This is a genomic window from Streptomyces sp. NRRL F-6492 (genome assembly GCF_001280125.1).
In the GTDB taxonomy this organism is placed as follows: domain Bacteria; phylum Actinomycetota; class Actinomycetes; order Streptomycetales; family Streptomycetaceae; genus Streptomyces.
In genome coordinates, this window is sequence record NZ_LGEG01000238.1 from 1 (window position 1) to 21,795 (window position 21,795).

The following is a 21,795-nucleotide window of genomic DNA, read 5'->3' on the forward strand; positions in this document are numbered from 1 at the left end:
GGTGCGGGTGCGGGTGCGGGTGCGGGTGGGGGTGGGGGCACGGGCCCGACCCGGCCGACGCCACCGCGACGTGCGAACCGCCGGGACCGGTCACGGCGTGGGCGCAGGCGTCGGCGGAGACGGGCGCGGGGGCGGCGAGGAGCCACACCAGCGTCAGGGCCGCCAGCGGCCGCGCGAGGAGTGATCCGTACTGAGACACGCCGTCGAGCTTGGTCGCGGGCGGCGCGCGCCGGGGCGGAATCCGGGCGGATTCGCCGGATGGAGGGGATCTCCGGATGCGCGGACTTGACGTTCTATCGGACAGTAGGCGGATTCGGCCCCGTGAACCGGTATCGCACGCACCGTGATTCCCGGCGGGAACCGTTCCGGCCGCCGGAAGAGGAAGTGTCCGGTTGTCGCCCTGTCGAACAGCGTGGTCGACGGGGGATCCCGCACCGGCGGCAGAGCCCCGATCGCGGCAACACCCCAGCCAGGAAAGGGTCCGGTGGCCTCTCGCGGGGGCGTCCGGAAGCGGGACGGGAACCGACGCACGATCATATGCACGTGAATGTGCACGGTCCGAAGGCGTGAAGTCGGCGTTCCGGAAGTACGTGCCAATGGCGTGTGACCAAGAACGGACCGCGAATTTCCGTTTCCACTCGCCCTCCCGGCGGGCGATCAGTAGCCTCACCTCGAACACCGGCCGCGAACACATGGCCGTATCCCACGGCGACTTGTTGGAGACAATGATGGAGCGTCCCGCCTGGGCTCCGCCGGGTATCGACATTTCGGTGCCGAGCGTGTCCCGAATGTACGACTTCTACCTGGGCGGCTCGCACAACTTCGAAGTCGACAGGGAAGCGGCCCGCAGGGCCATGGAGTTCATGCCCGGCCTGCCCAAGATCATGCAGGCCAACCGGGCGTTCATGCGGCGCGCCGTCCGCCACGCCGTTGACAACGACGTCACCCAGTTCCTGGACATAGGCTCCGGCATACCCACCTTCGGCAACGTGCACGAGGTCGCCCGCGCCGCCGACCCGGCGGCGCGGGTCGTCTACGTCGACCACGACCCGGTCGCCGTCGCCCACAGCCGCGCCGTCCTGGAGGGCCAGGAGAACGCCGCCGTCGTCTCCGCCGACCTGCGCAAGCCGGCCGACATCCTGCACAGCCCCGAGGTGAACCGACTCCTCGACCTGGAGCGGCCGGTGGCCCTCCTCCTCGTCGCCGTCCTCCACTTCCTGGAGGACCACGACCGCCCGTACGAGGCCGTCGCCGAGCTGGTCGGCGCCCTCGCGCCCGGCAGCCTCGTGATCCTCACCCACGCCTCGTACGAGGGCATCCCGCTCATGGAGGAGCAGGCCGGCGGCACCGTCGGGGTCTACCGGAACATCCGCAACCCCCTGGTGATGCGGTCGAGCGCGGAGATCGCCCGCTTCTTCGAGGGCACGGAGCTGGTCGAGCCCGGTCTCGTCCCGATGCCCGTCTGGCGGCCGGAGAGTCCGGTCGAGGAGGAGGATCCGCACACCTTCTCCGGCATCGCAGGGGTGGGGCGCAAGGCGTGAAGGTCCCGTCCCAGCCGGCCGGTTCCGGCGCCGAGGCCGACGGCCCGGAGGACAGACTCAGGCGGTTCGTCACCATCTGGAGCCGCGCGATCTTCCCGGTGACCGCCACGTCGCTCACCCGGGCCGAGTTCGAGGTGCACCTGCTGCCGCTGGCCCGCATCCTGTGCGACGCCCTGCACGCCCGGCCCTTCGACACGGCCCCGGCCCAGCGCGCCGGCGCGGCCCTGGTCGCCGCCCACTGCACCGATCCGGACGCGCTCGGCCGCAGCCTCGGCGTGGTCGACTCGTACCTGGTGCTCTACTGCGGTACGGAGTCGGACCTGCCGACCGAGGAGCTCCGGGCCCGCTGCGCCCGGCTCCAGCACGCCATGGCCGCCGGCTACGCCCAGGCCCTGCGCGAGCGGACCCTCGCCGAGCAGGAGGCCATCGCCCGCTCCGCGCTCGCCGCCCGCACCGCCGCCGAGATCGCCCTGCACGCCACCGAGAGCCGTTTCCGCGCGGTCTTCGACGGAGCGGCCATCGGCATCGGCATCGCCGACCTCGACGGCAACCTCCTGGAGGTCAACGAGACCCTCACCCGCATGTTCGGCGGGATGGAGGGACGGCTGCGCAGCCGCAAGGTCAGCGAGTGGGTCCACCCGGAGGACGGGCCGCACGTCTGGAAGCTGTACGAGGAGCTGGTCCGCGGCGAGCGGGAGCACTACCGGGTCGAGAAGCCGTACTACCGGGGTGACGGAACGGTTCTGTGGACCAACCTCACCGTCTCGCTGCTCCGGGACGCCGACGGCCGCCCCCAGTACCAGCTGGCCCTCCTGGAGGACACCACCGAACGGCGCCTGCTCCATCTGCGCCTGCGGTACGAGGCCACCCACGACGCCCTCACCGGACTGCCCAACCGGACCCTGTTCTTCGAGCGCCTGGAGAAGGCGCTCGCCCCCGGCGACAACGCCCGCTTCGGCCTCTGCTACCTCGACCTCGACGGCTTCAAGGTCATCAACGACAGCCTCGGCCACTCCACCGGCGACCGGCTCCTCGTCGAGGTCGCCGACCGGCTGCAGAGCTGTGTGACCGGGGCCAACGAGATGGTGGCCCGGCTCGGCGGCGACGAGTTCGTCGCCCTCACCACCGGCTCCGGCGGCGAGCGGGACGTCACCGACCTCGCCGACCGCATCCTCGCCGCCCTCGCCACCCCGCTGCGCATCGACGGCCGCGAGCTGACCGTGCGCGGCAGCCTCGGCGTCGTCGAGGGCCCGGCGGGGGAGCGGACCCCGGCCGAGGTGCTGCGGAGCGCCGACATCACCATGTACCGGGCCAAGTCGGCGGGCGGCAACCGCTTCGAGCTCGCCGACCCCGAGGCCGACGCCCGCGCCATCACCCGGCACGGACTCACCACGGCCCTGCCGGCCGCCCTGGAGCGCGGCGAGTTCTTCATCGAGTACCAGCCGCTCGTCCACCTCGGCGACGGCAGCGTGCACGGCGCGGAGGCGCTCGTCCGCTGGTGCCACCCGCAGCACGGGGTGCTCGGGCCCGACCGGTTCATCCCGCTCGCCGAGGACACCGGCCTGATCGTGCCGCTCGGCCGCTGGGTGCTCCAGGAGGCCGTGCGCCAGGCCCGCTTCTGGCAGACCCGGCACGCCGACGGCGGCCCGCTCCGCATCAACGTCAACCTCTCCCCGACGCAGCTCCACCACCCGCGCCTGGTCGCCGACACCGTCGACGTCCTGGAGCGGTCCGGGCTCGACCCGGGCGCGCTCTGCCTGGAGGTGACCGAGTCGGCCCTGATCGGCGCCGACGAGGGCCTCCTGAAGCCGCTGCGGCAGCTCGCCGAGATGGGCGTCGACATAGCGCTCGACGACTTCGGCACCGGCTACTCGAACCTGGCCAACCTGCGGCGGCTGCCGGTGAGCGTCCTCAAGCTGGACCGCTCCTTCACCCGGGGCATGCAGCAGCACCCGGTGGACCCGGTCGACCTGAAGATCGTCGAGGGGATCGTCTCGCTCGCCCACAGCCTGGAGCTCGCGGTCACCGTCGAGGGCGTGGAGACGGGGGCGCAGGCACGCCAGCTCCGGGAACTCGGCTGCGACACGGCGCAGGGCTGGTACTACGCCCGCCCCGGCGCCCCGGACCGCATCCACTCGCTGCTCCTGGCGGACGCGGTGTGACGGGGGCGGGGGACCGGGGCCGTGCGCTCAGACGGGCGCGCCCGCGGGCCCCGGCCCCTTCGGGCCTCCCGGCCGCACCTTCCGGGAGGCCAGCAGGACCCGCTGGAGCTCCCGCGCGGCCCTCGGCGGCGCCACGTCGCTGCGGTGGGCCAGCGCGATCGTGCGGCGCAGGCCCGGCCGGGCGAGGGCCGTCACCCGCAGGTCGCGGCCGGCCCGCGCGGCGACCATCGCCGGGACCACCGCGAGCCCGAGCCCGGCCCGTACGAAACCGAGCACCGCGTCCAGCTCCCCGCCCTCGACGGTGAACGCGGGCTCGAAGCCCTCCGCCCGGCAGGCCGCCACCGTCAGCTCCCGCAGGTCGTAGCCGTGCCGGAACATCACGAGCGGCTGGTCGCGCAGGTCCGTGATCCGCACCGGGCGCCGGGGCGCCGGCTCCGAGGCGGCGGAGACCACCACCAGGTCCTCCCGCAGCAGCTCGATCGTCGTCAGGGCGGGTGACGGGGTCGGCAGCGGCAGCACCACGAGGGCCAGGTCGAGCGCCCCGCGCGCCAGCTCCCGCACGAGGTCGTGCGAGCCGCTCTCCTCGATCAGGAGCTCGATCCCCGGGTGCAGGTCGTGGAAGGCCCGCAGCACGTCCGGCAGGAGCCCCGTGCACAGGCTCGGGGTCGCGCCGAGTCGCACCCGGCCCCGCTTGAGCTGGGCCAGCTCCTGCACCTCCAGCCGGGCCGTCTCGGTGTCCGCGAGGATCCGGCGGGCCAGCGGCAGCAGGGCCTCCCCGGCGTCGGTGAGCGTGATGTTCCCCCGGGCCCGGCTGAACAGCTCCGCGCCCAGCTCCTGCTCCAGGGCCTTGATCTGCTGGGAGAGCGAGGGCTGCGAGACGTGGACGCGCTCGGCGGCCCGGGTGAAGTGCCGGGTCTCGGCCACGGCGACGAAGTAGAGGAGCTGCTGGAACTGCATGACCCCAGCGTAGGCGATACGAATAGGAAGAGCCTATCGATATCAGCCGGACCATGTCTTGGACCTCTCGGGCCCTCCGGCCCTAGCGTCGTACGCATGGCTCTGGCACCCACGGGGAAGCGCACGACGGACCGCCCACCGTCCCCCGCACCGTCACGCGGATTCCTCTCCTCGACGCTCGGCAAGAAGACGGTCATGGCCGTCAGCGGGCTGATCATGCTCGGCTACCTCGTCGCCCACGTCGCCGGAAACCTCAAGGTCTTCTTCGGCCCCGAGGAGTTCAACGAGTACGCCCACTGGCTGCGCGTCATGGGCGCCCCGCTGCTGCACCACGAGTGGGCCCTCTGGATCGTCCGGATCGTGCTCCTCGCCGCCGTCGGCGCCCACGCCGTCTCCGCGTACCAGCTCAGCCGGCGCGACATCAGGGCGCGCCCCACCGGCTACGTCCACCGCCGCAGGCGGGCCTCGTACGCCACCCGCACCATGCGCTGGGGCGGGATCATCCTGGCCCTGTTCATCGTCTGGCACGTCCTCGACCTGACCACCGGCACCGTCCACACCGGCGGCTTCGAGGAGGGCAGGCCCTACCAGAACGTCGTGGACACCTTCTCCACCTGGTACGGCAACGTCATCTACCTCGTCGCCATGCTCGCCGTCGGCCTCCACGTCCGCCACGGCTTCTGGAGCGCCGCCCAGACCCTGGGCGTCGGCAACGCCCGCCGCGAACGCCTCCTGCGGGGCCTCGCCAACGGCCTCGCGCTCGCCCTGACCGCGGGCTTCGTCTCCGTCCCCGTCGCCGTCATGACCGGAGTGGTGAGCTGACCATGAGTTCCCCGAACACGAGCTTCGCCGACTACGCCCTCGGCGAGCCGATCACCGACACCAAGGCCCCCGCCGGACCCGTCGCCGAACGCTGGGACACCCGCCGCTTCGAGGCGAAGCTGGTCAACCCGGCCAACCGCCGCAAGCACCGGATCATCGTCGTCGGCACCGGCCTGGCCGGCGGCTCGGCGGGCGCCACCCTGGCCGAACAGGGCTACCAGGTCGTCCAGTTCTGCTTCCAGGACTCCCCGCGCCGCGCCCACTCCATCGCCGCCCAGGGCGGCATCAACGCCGCCAAGAACTACCGCAACGACGGCGACTCGGTGCACCGCCTCTTCTACGACACCGTCAAGGGCGGCGACTTCCGGGCCCGCGAGTCCAACGTCCACCGCCTCGCCCAGATCTCCGTCGAGATCATCGACCAGTGCGTCGCCCAGGGCGTCCCCTTCGCCCGCGAGTACGGCGGACTCCTCGACACCCGCTCCTTCGGCGGCGTCCAGGTCTCCCGCACCTTCTACGCCCGCGGCCAGACCGGCCAGCAGCTCCTCCTCGGCGCCTACCAGGCGCTGTCCCGGCAGATCGCCGCCGGACACGTCGAGATGCACGCCCGCACCGAGATGCTCGACCTGATCGTGGTCGACGGACGCGCCCGGGGGATCGTCGCCCGCGACCTGATCACCGGCGAGATCTCCACCCACTACGCCGACGCCGTCGTCCTGGCCTCCGGCGGCTACGGCAACGTCTTCTACCTCTCCACCAACGCGATGAACTCCAACGCCACCGCCGTCTGGCGGGCCCACCGGCGCGGCGCGTACTTCGCCAACCCCTGCTTCACCCAGATCCACCCCACCTGCATCCCGCGCACCGGCGACCACCAGTCGAAGCTGACCCTGATGAGCGAGTCGCTGCGCAACGACGGACGCATCTGGGTCCCGAAGGCCGAGGGCGACACCCGCCCCGCCGCCGAGATCCCCGAGGACGAGCGCGACTACTACCTGGAGCGGATCTACCCCTCCTTCGGCAACCTCGTCCCCCGCGACATCGCCTCCCGCGCCGCCAAGAACGTCTGCGACGAGGGCCGCGGCGTCGGCCCCGGCGGCCAGGGCGTCTACCTGGACTTCGCCGACGCCGTCCGCCGCATGGGCCGCAGGGCCGTCGAGGAGAAGTACGGCAACCTCTTCGACATGTACGAGCGGATCACCGCCGAGAACCCGTACGAGGTCCCCATGCGGATCTACCCCGCCGTGCACTACACGATGGGCGGGCTCTGGGTCGACTACGACCTCCAGACCACCGTCCCCGGCCTCTTCGCGATCGGCGAGGCCAACTTCTCCGACCACGGGGCCAACCGGCTCGGCGCCTCCGCCCTCATGCAGGGCCTGGCCGACGGCTACTTCGTCCTGCCCGCCACCATCAACGACTACCTCGCCCGCCACCCGCACGCCGAACCGGTCACCGACGACCACCCGGCCGTCCGCGAGGTGCTGGCCGAGACCGGGGACCGGCTGAACCTGCTGCTCTCCGTCGACGGCGACCGCACCCCCGACTCCTTCCACCGCGAACTCGGCGAACTCATGTGGGAGCACTGCGGCATGGCCCGCACCGAGGAGGGGCTGCGCGAGGCCCTCGCCCGCATCCCCGAGATCCGCGAGGAGTTCTGGCGCCGGATCAAGGTCCCCGGCACCGGCGAGGAGTTCAACCAGTCCCTGGAGAAGGCCAACCGGATCGTCGACTACCTGGAGCTGGCCGAGCTGATGTGCCTCGACGCGCTCCACCGCGCCGAGTCCTGCGGCGGCCACTTCCGCGAGGAGTCCCAGACCCCCGACGGCGAGGCCGCCCGCCGCGACGAGGAGTTCGCCTACGCGGCGGCCTGGGAGTTCACCGCCCCCGACCGCGCACCCGTCCTCCACAAGGAGGAACTGGCCTTCGAGTACGTCCACCCCACCCAGCGGAGCTACGCATGAAGCTCAACCTGCGCGTCTGGCGCCAGCGGAACGCCGACGCCGACGGCGCCATGGCCACCTACGAGGTGGACGGCATCTCCCCCGACATGTCGTTCCTGGAGATGCTCGACACCCTCAACGAGGAACTCACCCTGCGCGGCGAGGACCCCGTGGCCTTCGACCACGACTGCCGCGAGGGCATCTGCGGCGCGTGCAGCCTCGTCATCAACGGCGACGCCCACGGCCCCGAGCGCACCACGACCTGCCAGCTCCACATGCGCTCCTTCCGCGACGGCGACACGATCGACGTCGAGCCCTGGCGCGCCGCCGCCTTCCCGGTCGTCAAGGACCTGGTGGTCGACCGCTCGGCCTTCGACCGGGTCATCCAGGCCGGCGGCTACGTCACCGCCCCCACGGGCGCGGCCCCCGAGGCCCACGCCACGCCGGTCCCCAAGCCCGACGCGGACTTCGCCTTCGAGCACGCCGAGTGCATCGGCTGCGGCGCGTGCGTGGCCGCCTGCCCCAACGGCTCGGCCATGCTCTTCACCTCGGCCAAGGTCAACCACCTCAACGTCCTGCCGCAGGGCTCCCCGGAGCGCGAGACCCGGGTCCTCGACATGGTCGCCCAGATGGACGCGGAGGGCTTCGGCGGCTGCACCCTGACGGGCGAGTGCGCGACGGCCTGCCCGAAGGGGATCCCGCTGCCGTCGATCTCGGCGATGAACCGGGAGTGGCTGCGGGCGCGGCGCAAGGCGGGCCGCGGCTGAGGCCGGCCGCGCTCGAAGCCGGCCGCGCTCGAAGCCGGTCCCGGCCGAGGCCGGATCCGGACAATCCGAGGACGTGGGCTCCGCCACACACGGCACCCCGGCGCGAAAGATCATTCACAGAATGATCATCTTCTCCGTAAGATTTTCGCTCCGGGGCGCTTTCGTGCGCCGGAACAGCAAGATCAACTCTGTTCAAAACTGCACTTTCCATGGCAAGTTGACCACTTCACGGCCAACCGCCCACCGCCGATTTCCGCCGCGTCCCTCCTCCCGGGTACTGATGACCCCTGCCGGGGGCATATGACCAAACCCCCGGTCGCACAGACCACTTGGGGGTTCCATGTCCAGCATCACCCGCCGCCGGGCTCTCGGCGTCGCGGCAGGCGCCGCGGGCGCCGTGGCGGTCCTCGCCCACGCGGGCCCGGCCGGGGCCGCCGCGCCCCGTGCCGCCGCCGACCCGGCCTCCTTCGACGAGGTCTACCAGGGCCGCCGCATCCGGGGCGGACCCGCGCACGGCGGCGGCCACCACGGGGGGCACCACGGCGGCGGCTACGCCGTCACCGTCGACGGCCGGGAACTGCACGTCATGCGGAACGCCGACGGCACCTGGATCAGCGTGATCCACCACTACGAGCCCGTCGCCACGCCCAGGGAACTGGCCCGCGCGGCCGTCCGTGAACTGCGCGGCGCCCCGCTCGTACCCCTCGCCCTCGGCTGACCGATCCAGGAACGGGCACCACCATGACCGTACGCAAGAACCAGGCCACCCTCACCGCCGACGAGAAGCGGCGCTTCGTCGACGCCCTCCTGGAGCTCAAGCGCTCCGGGCGGTACGACACCTTCGTCACCACGCACAACGCCTTCATCATGGGCGACACCGACGACGGCGACCGGGTCGGGCACCGCTCGCCGTCCTTCCTGCCCTGGCACCGGCGCTTCCTCCTGGAGTTCGAGGCGGCCCTGAAGTCCGTCGACCCGACCGTCACCCTGCCCTACTGGGACTGGACCGCCGACCGGACCTCCCGCTCCTCGCTGTGGGCGCCCGACCTCCTCGGCGGCACCGGACGCGCCCGCGACGGCCAGGTCACCGACGGCCCCTTCGCCCGCGTCGGCAACCGCTGGCCGATCACCGTCCGCGTCGACGGGCGCGACTTCCTCCGGCGCGACCTCGGCGCCGGCGGCCGGCAGCTCCCCACCCGCGCCGAGGTGGACTCCGTCCTCGCCATGGAGACCTACGACACGGCCCCCTGGAACAGCGCCTCCGACGGCTTCCGCAACCACCTGGAGGGCTGGCGCGGGGTGAACCTCCACAACCGCGTCCACGTCTGGGTCGGCGGCCAGATGGCCACCGGGGTCTCTCCCAACGACCCCGTCTTCTGGCTGCACCACGCCTTCGTCGACAAGCTGTGGGCCGACTGGCAGGCCCGCCACCCCGGCTCGGCCTACCTGCCGGCCGCGGGCACCCGGAACGTCGTGGACCTCCACGACACCATGCGCCCGTGGAACGACGTGACCCCGGCGGACATGCTGGACCACACGCCCCACTACACCTTCGACACGGCGGCCTGACGGGCCCCGGAAGGCCTCCCGGCCCGGGTGCCCCGCGCGGGCACCCGGGCATTTGCCCACATCAACGGATGATCCAGGAGGAAAGGAGGAATCGGGGGGCCGTGTGCCGGGTACCCGGGTCTTCGCAGCCCGGGAGGCGCACACGGCCCGTGTCGCGCGCCGTCCACCGGGCCGTACCCGAGGGAACCAGGAGGACACGTGACCCGGCAAGAGTCGGCACAGGCCCCGCAGCGGCGACAGGACGAACCGGACCCGAACCGGTGGAAGGCGCTCGGCGTCTGCCTCGTGGCGGGATTCATGACCCTCCTCGACGTGTCCATCGTGAACGTCGCGCTGCCCTCGATCCGCTCCGGCCTCGACACCCCCGAGTCCGACCTGCAGTGGGTTCTCTCCGGCTACGCGCTCGCCTTCGGGCTCTTCCTCATCCCGGCCGGACGCCTCGGCGACGCGCGCGGCAGGCGCAGCGTCTTCATCGTCGGCCTCGCGCTCTTCACGCTCGCCTCGGCCTCCTGCGGAGCGGCCCAGAGCAGCACGTGGCTGGTGGTCTCGCGACTGGCCCAGGGAATGGCCGGCGGCCTCGTCTCGCCCCAGATCTCCGCGCTCATCCAGCAGATGTTCCAGGGCCGCGAGCGCGGCCGCGCCTTCGGCATGTTCGGCACCGTCGTCGGCATCTCCACCGCCGTCGGCCCCCTCCTCGGCGGACTGCTCATCCAGACGGCGGGCCCCGAGGAGGGCTGGCGCTGGGTCTTCTACGTCAACCTCCCGATCGGGATCGTGTGCCTGCTGCTCGCCCGGCGCCTGCTGCCCGACACCCCGGACGCCGAGCCGGTACGGCTCCGCCGCCTCGACCCGGTCGGCGTGCTGCTCCTCGGCGCCGCCGTGCTCGCCCTGCTGCTGCCCTTCGTCCAGTCCCAGCAGTGGCCCGGGAACGGCAAGTACCTGCTCGTCCCCCTCGCCGGCGTCCTGCTCGCGGTCTTCGTGTGGTGGGAACGCCGCTGCGCCCGGTCGGGCGCCGAGCCCCTCATCGACCTGGAACTCTTCCGCGTCCGCTCCTACTGGCTCGGCTCGCTGCTCATCCTGCTCTACTTCGCGGGCTTCACCTCGATCTTCTTCGTCAGCACGCTCTACCTCCAGAGCGGACTGCACTACACCGCGCTCCAGGCCGGCCTCACCATCACCCCCTTCGCCCTGGGCTCGGGGATCGCGGCCGGGATCGGCGGCCGGCTCGTGGACCGCTTCGGCCGGCCGCTCGTGGTGGTGGGCCTGGCGATGGTGGCGATCGGCCTCGCCGGGACGGCGTTCGCGGTGCACCAGGTCCCCGGCAGGGGCGCGGGCTGGGCGATGCTCGCCCCGCTGCTCCTCGCGGGACTCGGCAGCGGCCTGGTGATCGCCCCGAACCAGACCCTCACCCTCTCCGAGGTGCCGGTGCCCCGGGCGGGCAGCGCCGGCGGCACCCTGCAGACCGGCCAGCGGGTCGGCTCGGCGGTCGGCATCGCCGCGGTCGGGTCGGTCTTCTTCAGCCAGGTCGCCCGGGACGGCTGGGCCACCGCCTACGACCACGGCCTCCTCGTCTCGATCGCCTTCGTCGGGGCCTCGCTCGCCGTCGCCGTCGCCGACGTGGTGGCGGGCCGTCGCTCCGCCGCGCGCGCCGGGGCGGCCCCGCGCGACGAGGCCGCCCCGCGCGACGGAGCCGCTCCGCGCGGCTGACGCGGGCGGCCCCGCGCGCCCCGGCCGCCCCGCACGACGGAGCCGCCCCGCGCGCCCCGGCCGCCCCGCACCGTCGATCCGCACTTTTCCCCCACGACAGCGCTATTCGGCCAACATCCCGCCGATTTCGGCTCCCCGGACAACCGGGCGCCGCATCCCCTCCTCTCACCGCACGGGCGCAGCGAGTGCCTCGCACCGCGCCGGCCGGGCAGTCGTCCCGTCCCGCCGGGGCCCGCTGCCCGCTTCTTCTCCACAGCGTCGAGAACGAGGGAACGATGACCACTACGCGCACCATCCGGATGCGGCGTCCGCTGCTCGCCGGCACCACGGCCGTCGCCGCCATGGCCGTGACGGCCGGCTTCATGGCCGCCACCCCGGACCAGGCGACGGCCGCGACGGGACCCAGGCTGAGCCTCGTCGCGGCGACCGGCTCGGTCACGCTCACTTCCTGGAAGGAGGAGCCGGGCGTCTACCTGGACCTCGGCACCTACCTGACCGCGGAGGGGACACCGCTGGAGCTCAAGGTGACCCGGAAGTCCTACAAGGACCCGGTCGTCATCACCCAGACCGTGTACGAGGGCGGCAAGGCCAAGGCCAAGACGCTGCCCCAGGGCACCGTGAAGGACTTCTCCGGGCTGCCCGGCTTCGCCGAGATCACCCTCACCGACAAGGCGGGCAAGAAGGTCGTCAGCCGTACGGAGAGCTTCTGCCCCAACAACGCCAGCGGACGGATCCGGCCCGACGCGCCCTCCACCTCGAAGTATCCGGAGAGCTGTCCCACCAACCCCTTCACCCTCGGCTCCGTGTGGGGCGTCGAGAAGGGGTGGGCCTCCAACACCTACGCCGGCTCCTACACCCAGCCGGTGAAGCTCGCCGCCGGCACGTACACGGCCAAGGTCGGGGTCGCCAAGAAGTACCGGGACCTCTTCGGCATCGCAGACAAGCCCGCGACGGTGAAGGTCACCGTCCAGGAGCGCAGCTGGGACGAGGGCAACGGGCTCTCCGCCGCCCGGTCGGCCGCCGGTGAGCACGCCGGTCACGGTACGGACGGAGGACACGCCGGACACGGCGCCGCCCACCGGGCCCCTGCCGGGCACGCCGGACACGGCCCGGTGAAGCCCGCCCAGGCCGGCGCGCCGGAGACCAGCGGCGCCACCCCCTCGTACAACGTGGGCCACGGACCGCTGAAGGCCGCGCCGCCCGCCCTGCCGTGGGCGCTGAAGAAGCAGCAGCAGGCCGGGCTCGCCGGTGCGCAGGGCGGTGACGCGGCCGGGCCGCGGACCGGCGACGCCACCGGACAGACCGACGGCTCGCGCAGGGCGCCCGCCCTCACGCCGGCGGCCGAGCGGCCCGCCGGCAAGGCCTCCGTCCCGGACGTCCCCAAGCCCGACCTGCGGTCGCTGCCGGCCTACGGCATCACCATCAGCGACGGCACGGAGAACCTCCCCGGCAAGGACTACCTGGCCTTCAGCGCCAACGTGTGGAACGCCGGCCCGGCCCAGCTCGTGGTGGACGGCTTCCGCTCGCCCGGCAAGGCCAAGATGGACGCCTACCAGTACTTCTACGACGCCAAGGGCAAGCAGGTCGGCTACACCCCGACCGGCACCATGGAGTGGGACCCGCGCCCCGGCCACGTGCACTGGCACTTCACCGACTTCGCCAGCTACCGGCTCCTGAAGGCCGACAAGAAGGAGGCGGTCCGCAGCGGCAAGGAGGCCTTCTGCCTGGCCAACACCGACGCCGTCGACTACACGGTGAAGAACGCCAACTGGCACCCGTTCAACACCGACCTGGCCACCGCCTGCGGCCAGGAGAACTCGATCTCCGTCCGCGAGGTCCTGGACGTCGGCTCCGGCGACACCTACACCCAGGACCTGCCGGGACAGTCCTTCGACATCACGGACGTGCCCAACGGCACCTACTACATCCAGGTCCTGGCCAACCCGGCCAAGCGCCTGAAGGAGACCAACCTCGACAACAACAGCGCCCTGCGCAAGGTCGTCCTCGGCGGCAAGCCGGGGAAGCGGACCGTGACGGTCCCGGCGCACGACCTCGTGAACGCGAACTGATCGCGGGACGCCGGGGAAGCGGTCACGGCGTGCGGAAACCCCGGAAGGTCACGTGCTTCCGGGTGGTGAAGCCGAGCCGCTCGTAGAGCGCGATCGCCGCGGCGTTCTTCTCGGCGACGTGCAGGAAGGGGCGCTCGCCCCGGGCCAGGACGCGGTCGGCGAGCGCGCCCACGAGGCGGGCGGCGTGCCCCCGTCCGCGTACCTCGGGATCCGTGCAGACGGCGCTGATCTCGGTCCAGCCCGGCGGCCGGAGCCGCTCGCCCGCCATGGCCACCAGCCGGCCGCCGTCACGGATCCCGAGGTAGGTGCCGAGTTCGCGGGTGCGCGGCCAGAACGGCCCCGGCCGCGTGCGCGCGATCAGGTCGAGCATCTCGGGCACGTCGGCCGCGCCGAGTTCGACCACACCGGCGTCGGCGCCGGACGTCCCGCCGGCGGACCAGAGCATCTGTCGGCCTTCGAGCACGAAGACCGGCTCCCAGTCCGCCGGCGGTACGGCCGGGCAGCTGAACATGTCGGCGAAGGCGTCCCGGCCGAGGAGCCGCGCGAGGTCGGCCCAGTCCGCCGCGCCCGCGTCGGCGGATATCGCCGAGAAGGTCGCGACCTCCGGCAGGTACGTGGCGGCCCGGCCGTGCCGGCGGCCGAGCTCCGCGTGACGGCCGCGCAGCGACTCGCCCACCGGGTCGTCGAGCACCGCGAGGCCGTCGCCCCCGTCGTTCGTCATCGTGTGTCGCCTTTCCTCGGAACCGCCCGCCACTGTTCCACAGGGCCCGGGGAGCGCCGCCGAGAGGTCCGCGATCCGGTCAGCCGGTGCGGTTGTAGATCGCCGTGCCGGGGCAGGCGGTGACGCCCAGGCGGGCGCCGCAGCCGGAGTACTGGGCGGAGCCGTTCCACCACGTCCAGCCGCCGACGGTGCGGCCGTTCAGCCAGGTGTACCGGCCGACGTAGTCGGCGTCGTAGGTGCGCAGGCTCCAGTGCACGTGGGCCCCGGTCGCGGAACCTCCGGCGCAGGTGTCGGTGCCGATGCTGCCGAGCAGGGCGCTGCGGGCGATCGACGTCCCGTTGTAGTAGGTCGTGTTCCGCATGTGGTAGTAGTCCGTGGAGAAGCCGCCGGGGTGGATCACCCGGGTCCAGCCGCCGCCGGCGCCGCACATCGAGGTCGCCGTGCCCTCGCGGGAGGAACGGACCAGGCCGCCGGCGTTGCCGCCGGCGAAGTCGAGGGCGCTCCAGTACCCGGATCCGCTGTCGTGGGCGTGCGGACCGCCGGTCAGGGGCATGTAGTGGTCCGGCATCCAGGGCAGCAGGAGTCCGTTGACGTTGGCCTGGGCCCCGGCGGGTGAGACCCGCGCCCGCGGTTCCCGTATCCGCGGCGTCGCCGCGCGCTCGGCGTACGCCGTCATGGTCCGCCGTTCCGCCGTGCCGACCAGCGGGGACCGGGCCACGTGGTCGGCGAACTCGCGGTCGCCCTCCAGGCCCGGGACCCACCGCCCGTTCTCCCGGTGGGCGAGGTAGAGCCAGCCCTCCGGCGCGCCGTGCCGTGCGCGCGAGGCCTCGACGTAGGCGACGCCGCGGGCCCAGTCGCGCGAGACGCTGCGCACGTCCACGACCACCTTGCGGCCCTCGGCGGCGAGCTTGCCGACGGCGGTCGCCGGGGCGAGGCCCTCGGCGTCGTGGGACCGGGAGAGGGCGTCGGCGGAGACGGCGTCCACCAGTGCCGCGCGGTCGGTGCCGAGGCGGTCGGCGACGCCGGCCGGCATCTTGACGGTGACACCGGGGGACGGCGACCCGGCGGCGGTCGCGGAGACCGGGGCCGGGGCCGGGTCCCGGTGGGCCGTCGAGGCCGAGGGCGCGGCGGCGAGCAGGCCGGTGACGGCGAGGGCGGTGACGGCGATTCTCACGGGGAGGCCGGAGAGCACGGGCGGTGTTCCTTTCGCGGGGGAGGAGGGCCCACCGGAGGGCAGGCGCCGGTGCGGTGCCGGAACGAGCCGGAACGAGCGGGAACCCGGGGAGGCGAGAGCGCGAAGCGCGTCCGCGGACGACGTGACCCCCCGTCACTTTGTCGTGTACCTGACCGAGTGTGGCGTTCCTTGTCAACGCGCGTCAACCATGTCAAGGCGTCGTCATTGATCGGCCCAATGGCGGTGGCCCACCCCATGACGACGACCGACCCGATGGCGGTGGCCCACCCCATGACGACGACCGACCCGATGGTGGTGATCGGTCCCGTACGACCCCGTCGCCGCCGTCCCGCCCCCGGCCCGCGACGGCGGCGCGGTGTCCGATCGCCCCGGGCCCCCGCGTCAGGCCCCCGAGAGGGCCCGGGCCAGATACGGCGCGGTGCGGCTGTCCGCCGCACCCGCCACCCGCTCCGGGGGGCCCTCGGCCACGATCCGGCCGCCCCGGTCGCCGCCGTCCGGGCCCATGTCGATCACCCAGTCCGCGGTGGCGACCACGTCCATGTCGTGCTCGACGACGACCACCGAGTGCCCCGCGTCCACCAGGCCGTGGAGCTGGCGCATCAGGACCTCCACGTCGGCCGGGTGGAGCCCGGTGGTCGGCTCGTCCAGGACGTACAGGGTGGGGGAGCGGTGCGGCCGCTGGAGCTCCGAGGCGAGCTTGATGCGCTGGGCCTCGCCGCCGGACAGCTCCGTGGCGGGCTGGCCGAGCCGCAGGTAGCCGAGGCCCACGTCGAGGAGGGCGCGCAGGCTCCGGGCAGCGGCCGGGACGTCCGCGAAGAAGGCTGCGGCGGACTCCACGGTCAGGTCCAGGACCTCGGCGACGGTGAGGCCGCGCAGCCGCACCCGGAGGGTCTCGGGGTTGTAGCGGGCGCCGTGGCAGTCGGGGCAGGGGGCGTACGTACGGGGCAGGAAGAGCAGCTCGACCGAGACGAACCCCTCGCCCTGGCAGGTCTCGCAGCGCCCGCCGGGCACGTTGAAGGAGAAGCGCCCCGCCTTGTACCCGTGCGCCCTCGCTTCCGCGGTCTCCGCGAACAGCTTGCGGACGACGTCGAACAGCCCGGTGTACGTGGCGAGGTTGGAGCGCGGGGTGCGGCCGATGGGCCGCTGGTCCACCGTCACCAGGCGTCCGGCGTCCTCCGTCCGCCCGGTGTACGCGTCCACGAGCGCGTCCACGAGGGTGGACTTGCCGGAGCCCGAGACGCCGGTGACGGCGGTGAACACCCCGAGCGGGAAGGCCGCGTCCACCTCCCGCAGGTTGTGCCGGGTGACCGGCCCCGTCCGCAGCCGGCCCGCCGGTTCGCGCACGGTCCGCGCGGGCGCGGGCCCCCGGTCGAAGAGGAACCGGCGCGTCACGGACTCCTCGACGCCGGCCAGTTCGCGCGGCGGCCCGCTGTGCAGCACCCGCCCGCCGTGCACCCCGGCCCCCGGCCCGACGTCCACCAGCCAGTCGGCGTGCCGGACGACGTCGAGGTGGTGCTCGACGACGAAGACCGAGTTGCCCGCCGCCCTGAGCCGGTCGAGGACCACGAGCAGGGACTCGGTGTCGGCCGGGTGCAGCCCCGCCGACGGCTCGTCGAGGACGTACACCACGCCGAAGAGCCCCGAGCGCAGCTGGGTGGCGAGCCGCAGCCGCTGGAGCTCGCCGTTGGAGAGGGTGGGAGTGGCGCGGTCCAGGCTCAGATAGCCGAGGCCGAGTTCGGTCACCGTGCCGATCCGGGCGACGAGGTCCCCGGTGAGCACCCGCGCGGTCTCCGTCGCGTCCGCCCCGGACGCCGCCGTGGAGAGGAGGCCGGCCAGGGCCGTCAGCGGCAGCGCGGCCAGCTCCGCGACGGTCCGGCCCGCGAAGGTGACCGCGAGCGCCTCGGGCCGCAGCCGCCCGCCGCCGCACACCGGGCAGGGCGCGCTGGTGAGGAAGCGTTCCGCCCTGGCGCGCAGGGCCGGGCTCTTGGAGTCGGAGAAGGTGCGCAGGACGAGCCGCCGTGCGCTCGTGTACGTGCCCTGGTACGGGCGCTGGATCCGCCCCGCCTCCCGTACCGGATGCACCGTGACGACCGGCTGTTCGTCCGTGAACAGGATCCACTCCCGGTCCTTCGCGGCCAGCTCCCGCCACGGCCGGTCGACGTCGTACCCCAGGGCGTCGAGGACGTCCCGCAGGTTCTTCCCCTGCCACGCGCCCGGCCAGGCCGCGACCGCTCCCTGACGGATCGACAGGTCCGGGTCGGGCACCAGCAGTTCCTCGCGGGTCTCGTGGATCCGGCCGAGTCCGTGGCACGAAGGGCACGCGCCCGCCGCAGTGTTGGGGGAGAAGGCGTCGGAGTCCAGCCGCTCGGCCCCCTCCGGGTAGTGGCCGGCCCGCGAGAACAGCATCCGCAGCGAGTTGGAGAGGGTGGTGACCGTACCGACGGACGAGCGGGCGTTCGGCGACGACCTGCGCTGCTCCAGGGAGACCGCCGGCGGCAGCCCGGTGATCTCGCCGACCGAGGGCGCCCCCACCTGGTGGATCAGCCGCCGCGCGTACGGCGCCACCGACTCGAAGTAGCGCCGCTGCGCCTCGGCGTAGACCGTGCCGAAGGCGAGGGACGACTTGCCGGAGCCGGAGACCCCGGTGAAGACGACGAGCGCGTCGCGGGGGATGTCGACGTCGACCCCGGCGAGGTTGTGCTCACGGGCACCGCGGACGCGGACGTACGGATCGTGGGGGCTGTCGTGCATGATCCGATTTTAGTCACTGTCTACTGTTTGCTCCGGGTCGGTGCGGCCGGGCGGGCCCTCCGGGCGGGTGCGGGGCGCCAGCCCCACCGCCCGCGCCAGCGCCCGGTACGACGCGCTCAGCGCCTCCCGGTCGTACGTGCTCGTGGTCACCAGGACCTCCTGCGCCCCGGTCTCCTCCACCACCCGTTCCAGGGCCTCGGCGACCCGTTCCTCCGTGCCGTGCACGTGCCCCCGGAGCCCCGCCTCGTAGAACCCCCGCTGCCTCTCCGTCATCGTCAGCCCCTCGATCCGCTCCGGGGCGTCGAGCGGCGGGAAGTCTCCCCGGGTGCGCGAGTACGCCATCGCCCAGGCCTCCGGGACCAGCAGCCTCCGGGCCTCCTCCTCGGTGGCGGCCACCGCCACCGTCCCGGCGACGACCACGTACGGCTCGGCGGCCCACGGGGAGGGGCGGAAGCCCGCCCGGTACGCGTCGACGGCGGCGAGCAGCCGGTCCCGGCCGCGCAGGTCGCCGATGACGAGCGGCACTCCGGCCGCCGCCGCGACCGCCGCTCCCTCGCCCGTCGCGAGGACGAAGGGCGGCACCCGCAGGCCCTCGGCGGGCCGCGCGCGCACCTGGGGGTGGGCGGTCTGCTCGCCGGTGAACCAGCCGAGCAGTTCGGAGAGCTGCTCCCCGAACCGGTCGGCGTCGTCCTCGTCCCGGCCCAGGGCCCGGCGGACGCCGTCCGTGAAGCCCACCGAACGGCCGACGCCCATGTCGATCCGGCCGGGGAACAGGGACTCCAGGACGCCGAACTGCTCGGCCACGACCAGTGGGCGGTGGTTGGGGAGCATCACCCCGCCCGTGCCGACCCGGACGGCGGAGGTCGCGGCGGCGACGGCCGCGGCGAGGACCGTGGGCGCCGATCCCGCGACTCCGGGCACCCCGTGGTGCTCCGACACCCAGAAGCGGTGGTAGCCGAGGGCCTCGACCTCCCGGGCGAGGCGTACGGTCTCGCGCAGCGCGTGGGAGGCGTCCTCGCCCTCCCGCGTGCGGGAGCGGTCGAGGACGGAGAACCGGACGTCGTCGGGGAAGCTGCTCACGGAGGGTTCAACGCCGTGGGGTGCGAGGGATTCCCGGCCGTTCCGCCGGGAGGCCCGCCCCTGGTCACCGGCCGCCGCCGCGGAGGGCTCCGCCTCCCGTCTCCCGGCCGCCCCGGAGGGGGCTCCGCCTCCTACCCTGGCCCGGTGACACAGGACAACAGGCCCCTCGCCGTCTTCGACCTCGACAACACCCTCGCCGCGACCGCGCACCGCCAGCACTTCCTGGAGCGCGGGCCCAAGGACTGGCGCGCGTTCTTCGCGGCGGCGCCCGACGATCCGCCGTTGGAGGAGGGCGTCGCGCTGTGCCGGGAGGCGGCCGGGGAGTGCGAGGTCGTCTATCTGACCGGGCGGCCGGAGCGGTGCCGCCGCGCGACCGTGGACTGGCTGGCGGAGCAGGGGCTTCCGGCGGGGCCGGTCCACATGCGGCGCGACCGCGACTTCCGGCCGGCCCGGGTGACCAAGGTGGAGGTCCTGCGCCGGCTCGCGGCCGACCGGGTGGTGCGGATGCTGGTCGACGACGACGCGCAGGTCTGCGACGCGGCGGAGGCCGCCGGATTCACCGTCGTACGGGCCCGCTGGGCGGCCCCCTCCGAGGTGCTGAGGGAGGCGCAGGAGGAGGAGGGCCGGACCTGACGCCGCCGCGCGGAGCCAGGTCCCGGGGGCGCGCCGGTCAGGTCTCGTCCTCCAGGCGGAAGCCGACCTTGAGACCGACCTGGTAGTGCTCGACCGTGCCGTCGACGAGGTGGCCGCGCACCTGCGTCACCTCGAACCAGTCGAGGCCCCGCAGGGTCTGCGAGGCGCGTTCGATGCCGTTGCGGATGGCCTGGTCGACTCCCTCGGTGGAGGTGCCGACGATCTCGGTGACGCGGTAGGTGTGGTTCGACATGGGGGACGGACTCCTCTCGGTGCGTTCCCTCCACCGTGCCCCAGGTGGCGCCGGGGCGCGACACGACGACCTCCCCACGGTCCACCGGGAATTACCGGCGGTAAGGGGACGGATCGTCCTTCCGGGGGGCGGAACGGGATGGTCAAGGACTTGACCATCCCGTTGGTCCAGACCAGAATCCAGGCCACATACCCGCGCGAACACCCCGTTCGGTCCCCCCATGCCGGGTCAGCCCCTACGCACGACCCTGTGCTGAACCGCAGAAGGTGACCCACGTGAAGAACCGACGTCTCGTCTGTCCCCTGGCAGCCGCCACCGCGCTCGCCCTCTCGGGCTGCGGGATGCTGCCGGGCGGCGAGGGCACCAGGACCGTCAACGTCTGGCTGATGCGGGACAGCGCCAGCGAGGACTTCGTCGAACGCTTCAAGAAGGCGTACGAAGAGGAGCACGACGGCATCGAACTCCAGTTCACCATCCAGGAGTGGACCGGCATCGGCAAGAAGGTCACCGAGGCGATCGAGGGCCCCGGCGGCCCCGACGTCATCGAGGTCGGCAACACCCAGGTCGCCCAGTACGCCGACACCGAGAAGGTGTTCGACCTCACCCTGGAGTCGGTCCGCGACCTCGGCAGCGAGGACTGGCTGCCCGGTCTCGCCGAGCCCGGCAACATCTCCGGCTCCCAGTACGGCATCCCCTGGTACGCCGCCAACCGGATCGTCATCTACAACAAGGACCTGTTCCGCGACGCCGGGATCGACAAGCCGCCGGCCACCCGCGCCCAGTGGCTCGCCGACACCGAGAAGCTCAACAAGGACGGCTCCCAGGGCATCTACCTCGCCGGACAGGACTGGTACACCCTCTCCGGCTTCATCTGGGACGAGGGCGGCGAACTGGCCGTCGACAAGGGCGGCGAGTGGACGGGCGCCCTCGACAGCCCGGCGGCCCAGCGCGGCATGACCTTCTACAAGGAACTCCAGTCCCTCGGCTCCGGCCCCAAGAACGCCGACGAGCAGAACCCGCCGCAGGCCGACGTCTTCGCCAAGGGCGACGTGGCCCAGCTCATCGCCGCGCCCAGCGCCGTCGCCGCGATCCTCAAGGCCGACCCGGGACTCAAGGACAAGCTCGGCTACTTCCCGATACCCGGCAAGCAGGCCGGCCAGCCCTGCGCCGTCTTCACCGGCGGCTCCGACCTGATCATCCCGGAGAACGCCCCCCAGCGCGGCGCCGCCCTCGACGTCGTCAAGGCGATGGCGGGCGAGAAGTGGCAGACCGAACTCGCCCGCGCCATGGGCTACGTGCCCAACAAGAAGAGCCTCGCCTCCGTCGTCGCCGGCCAGGAGGCCACCGCCGTCATGGCCCAGGGCGCCGCACGCGGCCGGGCCACCCCCAACTCCCCGCAGTGGGCGGACGTCGAGGCGGACAACCCCATCAAGCCCTACATGACGGCCGTCCTCCAGGGCGAGGACCCGCTGAAGGCGGCCCGCAGGGCCTCCGAGGCGATCACCGACACCCTCGCCGAATAGCATTCAGCGTTCGCACACCCGCGAGCCCCCGGACGGTCACGTCGAATCCAGCCGGTCACGGAAGAAGTAAGGAGCCGGGCCGCCGCGCGAGCGGCCCCGGCC

Annotated in this window: 17 protein-coding genes and 1 pseudogene; 11 read left to right on the plus strand and 7 right to left on the minus strand. The window is 73.1% G+C overall.

The window, feature by feature from the left end:
- A pseudogene (locus tag ADL08_RS24795) lies at positions 1 to 199 on the minus strand (hypothetical protein); the annotation flags it as partial.
- Positions 200 to 728: 529 nt separating this feature from the next.
- On the opposite strand from ADL08_RS24795, the gene ADL08_RS24800 reads away from it, so the two are divergent.
- Together ADL08_RS24800 and ADL08_RS24805 are read left to right on the plus strand one after the other, a co-directional pair.
- Complete coding sequence (locus tag ADL08_RS24800; protein ID WP_053646624.1) at positions 729 to 1,541, plus strand: SAM-dependent methyltransferase; 813 nt, start codon at positions 729 to 731, stop codon at positions 1,539 to 1,541.
- Entirely contained in the window at positions 1,538 to 3,703 is a 2,166-nt protein-coding gene (locus ADL08_RS24805) for a putative bifunctional diguanylate cyclase/phosphodiesterase (RefSeq protein ID WP_053646626.1), read from the plus strand. The genes ADL08_RS24800 and ADL08_RS24805 overlap by 4 nt, the downstream gene beginning before the upstream one ends.
- A 27-nt stretch (positions 3,704 to 3,730) precedes the next feature.
- Here the strand turns inward: ADL08_RS24805 and ADL08_RS24810 are convergent, their stop codons facing one another.
- Entirely contained in the window at positions 3,731 to 4,660 is a 930-nt protein-coding gene (locus ADL08_RS24810; protein WP_053646628.1) for a LysR family transcriptional regulator, read from the minus strand.
- Between the two features lie 195 nt (positions 4,661 to 4,855).
- On the opposite strand from ADL08_RS24810, the gene ADL08_RS24815 reads away from it, so the two are divergent.
- The 7 genes from ADL08_RS24815 (at position 4,856) to ADL08_RS24845 (ending at position 13,537) form a co-directional block, all read left to right on the plus strand.
- Positions 4,856 to 5,482, plus strand: a complete 627-nt coding sequence (locus tag ADL08_RS24815) for a succinate dehydrogenase cytochrome b subunit (protein ID WP_053646630.1) — start codon at positions 4,856 to 4,858, stop codon at positions 5,480 to 5,482.
- A gap of 2 nt (positions 5,483 to 5,484) precedes the next feature.
- On the plus strand, positions 5,485 to 7,446 hold the full coding sequence (locus ADL08_RS24820; protein ID WP_053646632.1) for a fumarate reductase/succinate dehydrogenase flavoprotein subunit: 1,962 nt from the start codon (positions 5,485 to 5,487) through the stop codon (positions 7,444 to 7,446).
- Complete coding sequence (locus ADL08_RS24825) at positions 7,443 to 8,192, plus strand: succinate dehydrogenase/fumarate reductase iron-sulfur subunit (protein ID WP_053646634.1); 750 nt, start codon at positions 7,443 to 7,445, stop codon at positions 8,190 to 8,192. The genes ADL08_RS24820 and ADL08_RS24825 overlap by 4 nt, the downstream gene beginning before the upstream one ends.
- Positions 8,193 to 8,532: 340 nt before the next feature.
- Complete coding sequence (gene melC1, locus ADL08_RS24830) at positions 8,533 to 8,910, plus strand: apotyrosinase chaperone MelC1 (protein ID WP_053646636.1); 378 nt, start codon at positions 8,533 to 8,535, stop codon at positions 8,908 to 8,910.
- 23 nt (positions 8,911 to 8,933) lie between these two features.
- Entirely contained in the window at positions 8,934 to 9,761 is an 828-nt protein-coding gene (melC2, locus tag ADL08_RS24835) for a tyrosinase MelC2 (RefSeq protein WP_053646638.1), read from the plus strand.
- A 198-nt stretch (positions 9,762 to 9,959) separates the two neighbouring features.
- Positions 9,960 to 11,468 (plus strand): MFS transporter, encoded by a 1,509-nt coding sequence (locus ADL08_RS24840; RefSeq protein WP_053646640.1) that lies wholly within the window; start codon positions 9,960 to 9,962, stop codon positions 11,466 to 11,468.
- 275 nt (positions 11,469 to 11,743) lie between these two features.
- On the plus strand, positions 11,744 to 13,537 hold the full coding sequence (locus tag ADL08_RS24845; protein ID WP_053646641.1) for a lysyl oxidase family protein: 1,794 nt from the start codon (positions 11,744 to 11,746) through the stop codon (positions 13,535 to 13,537).
- Positions 13,538 to 13,559: 22 nt separating this feature from the next.
- Here the strand turns inward: ADL08_RS24845 and ADL08_RS24850 are convergent, their stop codons facing one another.
- The 4 genes from ADL08_RS24850 to ADL08_RS24865 all read right to left on the minus strand — a co-directional run bounded on the left by ADL08_RS24850 (position 13,560) and on the right by ADL08_RS24865 (position 19,284).
- On the minus strand, positions 13,560 to 14,258 hold the full coding sequence (locus tag ADL08_RS24850; RefSeq protein WP_053646643.1) for a GNAT family N-acetyltransferase: 699 nt from the start codon (positions 14,256 to 14,258) through the stop codon (positions 13,560 to 13,562).
- Positions 14,259 to 14,337: 79 nt separating this feature from the next.
- A complete protein-coding gene (locus tag ADL08_RS24855; protein WP_053646645.1) occupies positions 14,338 to 15,450 on the minus strand; it encodes a M23 family metallopeptidase in 1,113 nt (370 codons plus the stop codon).
- Between the two features lie 384 nt (positions 15,451 to 15,834).
- Positions 15,835 to 18,204, minus strand: coding sequence for an ATP-binding cassette domain-containing protein (locus tag ADL08_RS24860; protein WP_053646647.1), 2,370 nt, complete (start codon positions 18,202 to 18,204; stop codon positions 15,835 to 15,837).
- A gap of 9 nt (positions 18,205 to 18,213) precedes the next feature.
- Positions 18,214 to 19,284, minus strand: a complete 1,071-nt coding sequence (locus ADL08_RS24865) for an MsnO8 family LLM class oxidoreductase (RefSeq protein ID WP_053646649.1) — start codon at positions 19,282 to 19,284, stop codon at positions 18,214 to 18,216.
- A 144-nt stretch (positions 19,285 to 19,428) separates the two neighbouring features.
- Between ADL08_RS24865 and ADL08_RS24870 the strand changes: the two genes are divergently transcribed.
- Positions 19,429 to 19,917 (plus strand): nucleotidase, encoded by a 489-nt coding sequence (locus tag ADL08_RS24870; protein WP_053646651.1) that lies wholly within the window; start codon positions 19,429 to 19,431, stop codon positions 19,915 to 19,917.
- A 37-nt stretch (positions 19,918 to 19,954) separates the two neighbouring features.
- Here ADL08_RS24870 and ADL08_RS24875 read toward each other — a convergent pair whose 3' ends face one another.
- Positions 19,955 to 20,170 carry a dodecin gene (locus ADL08_RS24875; protein WP_053646653.1) on the minus strand — a complete coding sequence of 72 codons (216 nt, stop codon included), beginning with the start codon at positions 20,168 to 20,170 and terminating at the stop codon, positions 19,955 to 19,957.
- Between the two features lie 275 nt (positions 20,171 to 20,445).
- On the opposite strand from ADL08_RS24875, the gene ADL08_RS24880 reads away from it, so the two are divergent.
- Positions 20,446 to 21,693 (plus strand): extracellular solute-binding protein, encoded by a 1,248-nt coding sequence (locus tag ADL08_RS24880; RefSeq protein WP_053646655.1) that lies wholly within the window; start codon positions 20,446 to 20,448, stop codon positions 21,691 to 21,693.
- Positions 21,694 to 21,795 lie beyond the last annotated feature (102 nt).

Coding starts and splice junctions, on each gene's coding strand:
- ADL08_RS24800 (WP_053646624.1), top strand. CDS start 729: ATGGAGCGTCCCGCCTGGGCTCCGCCGGGTATCGACATTTCGGTGCCG.
- ADL08_RS24810 (WP_053646628.1), bottom strand. CDS start 4,660: ATGCAGTTCCAGCAGCTCCTCTACTTCGTCGCCGTGGCCGAGACCCGG.
- ADL08_RS24815 (WP_053646630.1), top strand. CDS start 4,856: ATGGCCGTCAGCGGGCTGATCATGCTCGGCTACCTCGTCGCCCACGTC.
- ADL08_RS24820 (WP_053646632.1), top strand. CDS start 5,485: ATGAGTTCCCCGAACACGAGCTTCGCCGACTACGCCCTCGGCGAGCCG.
- ADL08_RS24825 (WP_053646634.1), top strand. CDS start 7,443: ATGAAGCTCAACCTGCGCGTCTGGCGCCAGCGGAACGCCGACGCCGAC.
- melC1 (WP_053646636.1), top strand. CDS start 8,533: ATGTCCAGCATCACCCGCCGCCGGGCTCTCGGCGTCGCGGCAGGCGCC.
- melC2 (WP_053646638.1), top strand. CDS start 8,934: ATGACCGTACGCAAGAACCAGGCCACCCTCACCGCCGACGAGAAGCGG.
- ADL08_RS24845 (WP_053646641.1), top strand. CDS start 11,744: ATGACCACTACGCGCACCATCCGGATGCGGCGTCCGCTGCTCGCCGGC.
- ADL08_RS24850 (WP_053646643.1), bottom strand. CDS start 14,258: ATGACGAACGACGGGGGCGACGGCCTCGCGGTGCTCGACGACCCGGTG.
- ADL08_RS24860 (WP_053646647.1), bottom strand. CDS start 18,204: ATGCACGACAGCCCCCACGATCCGTACGTCCGCGTCCGCGGTGCCCGT.
- ADL08_RS24875 (WP_053646653.1), bottom strand. CDS start 20,170: ATGTCGAACCACACCTACCGCGTCACCGAGATCGTCGGCACCTCCACC.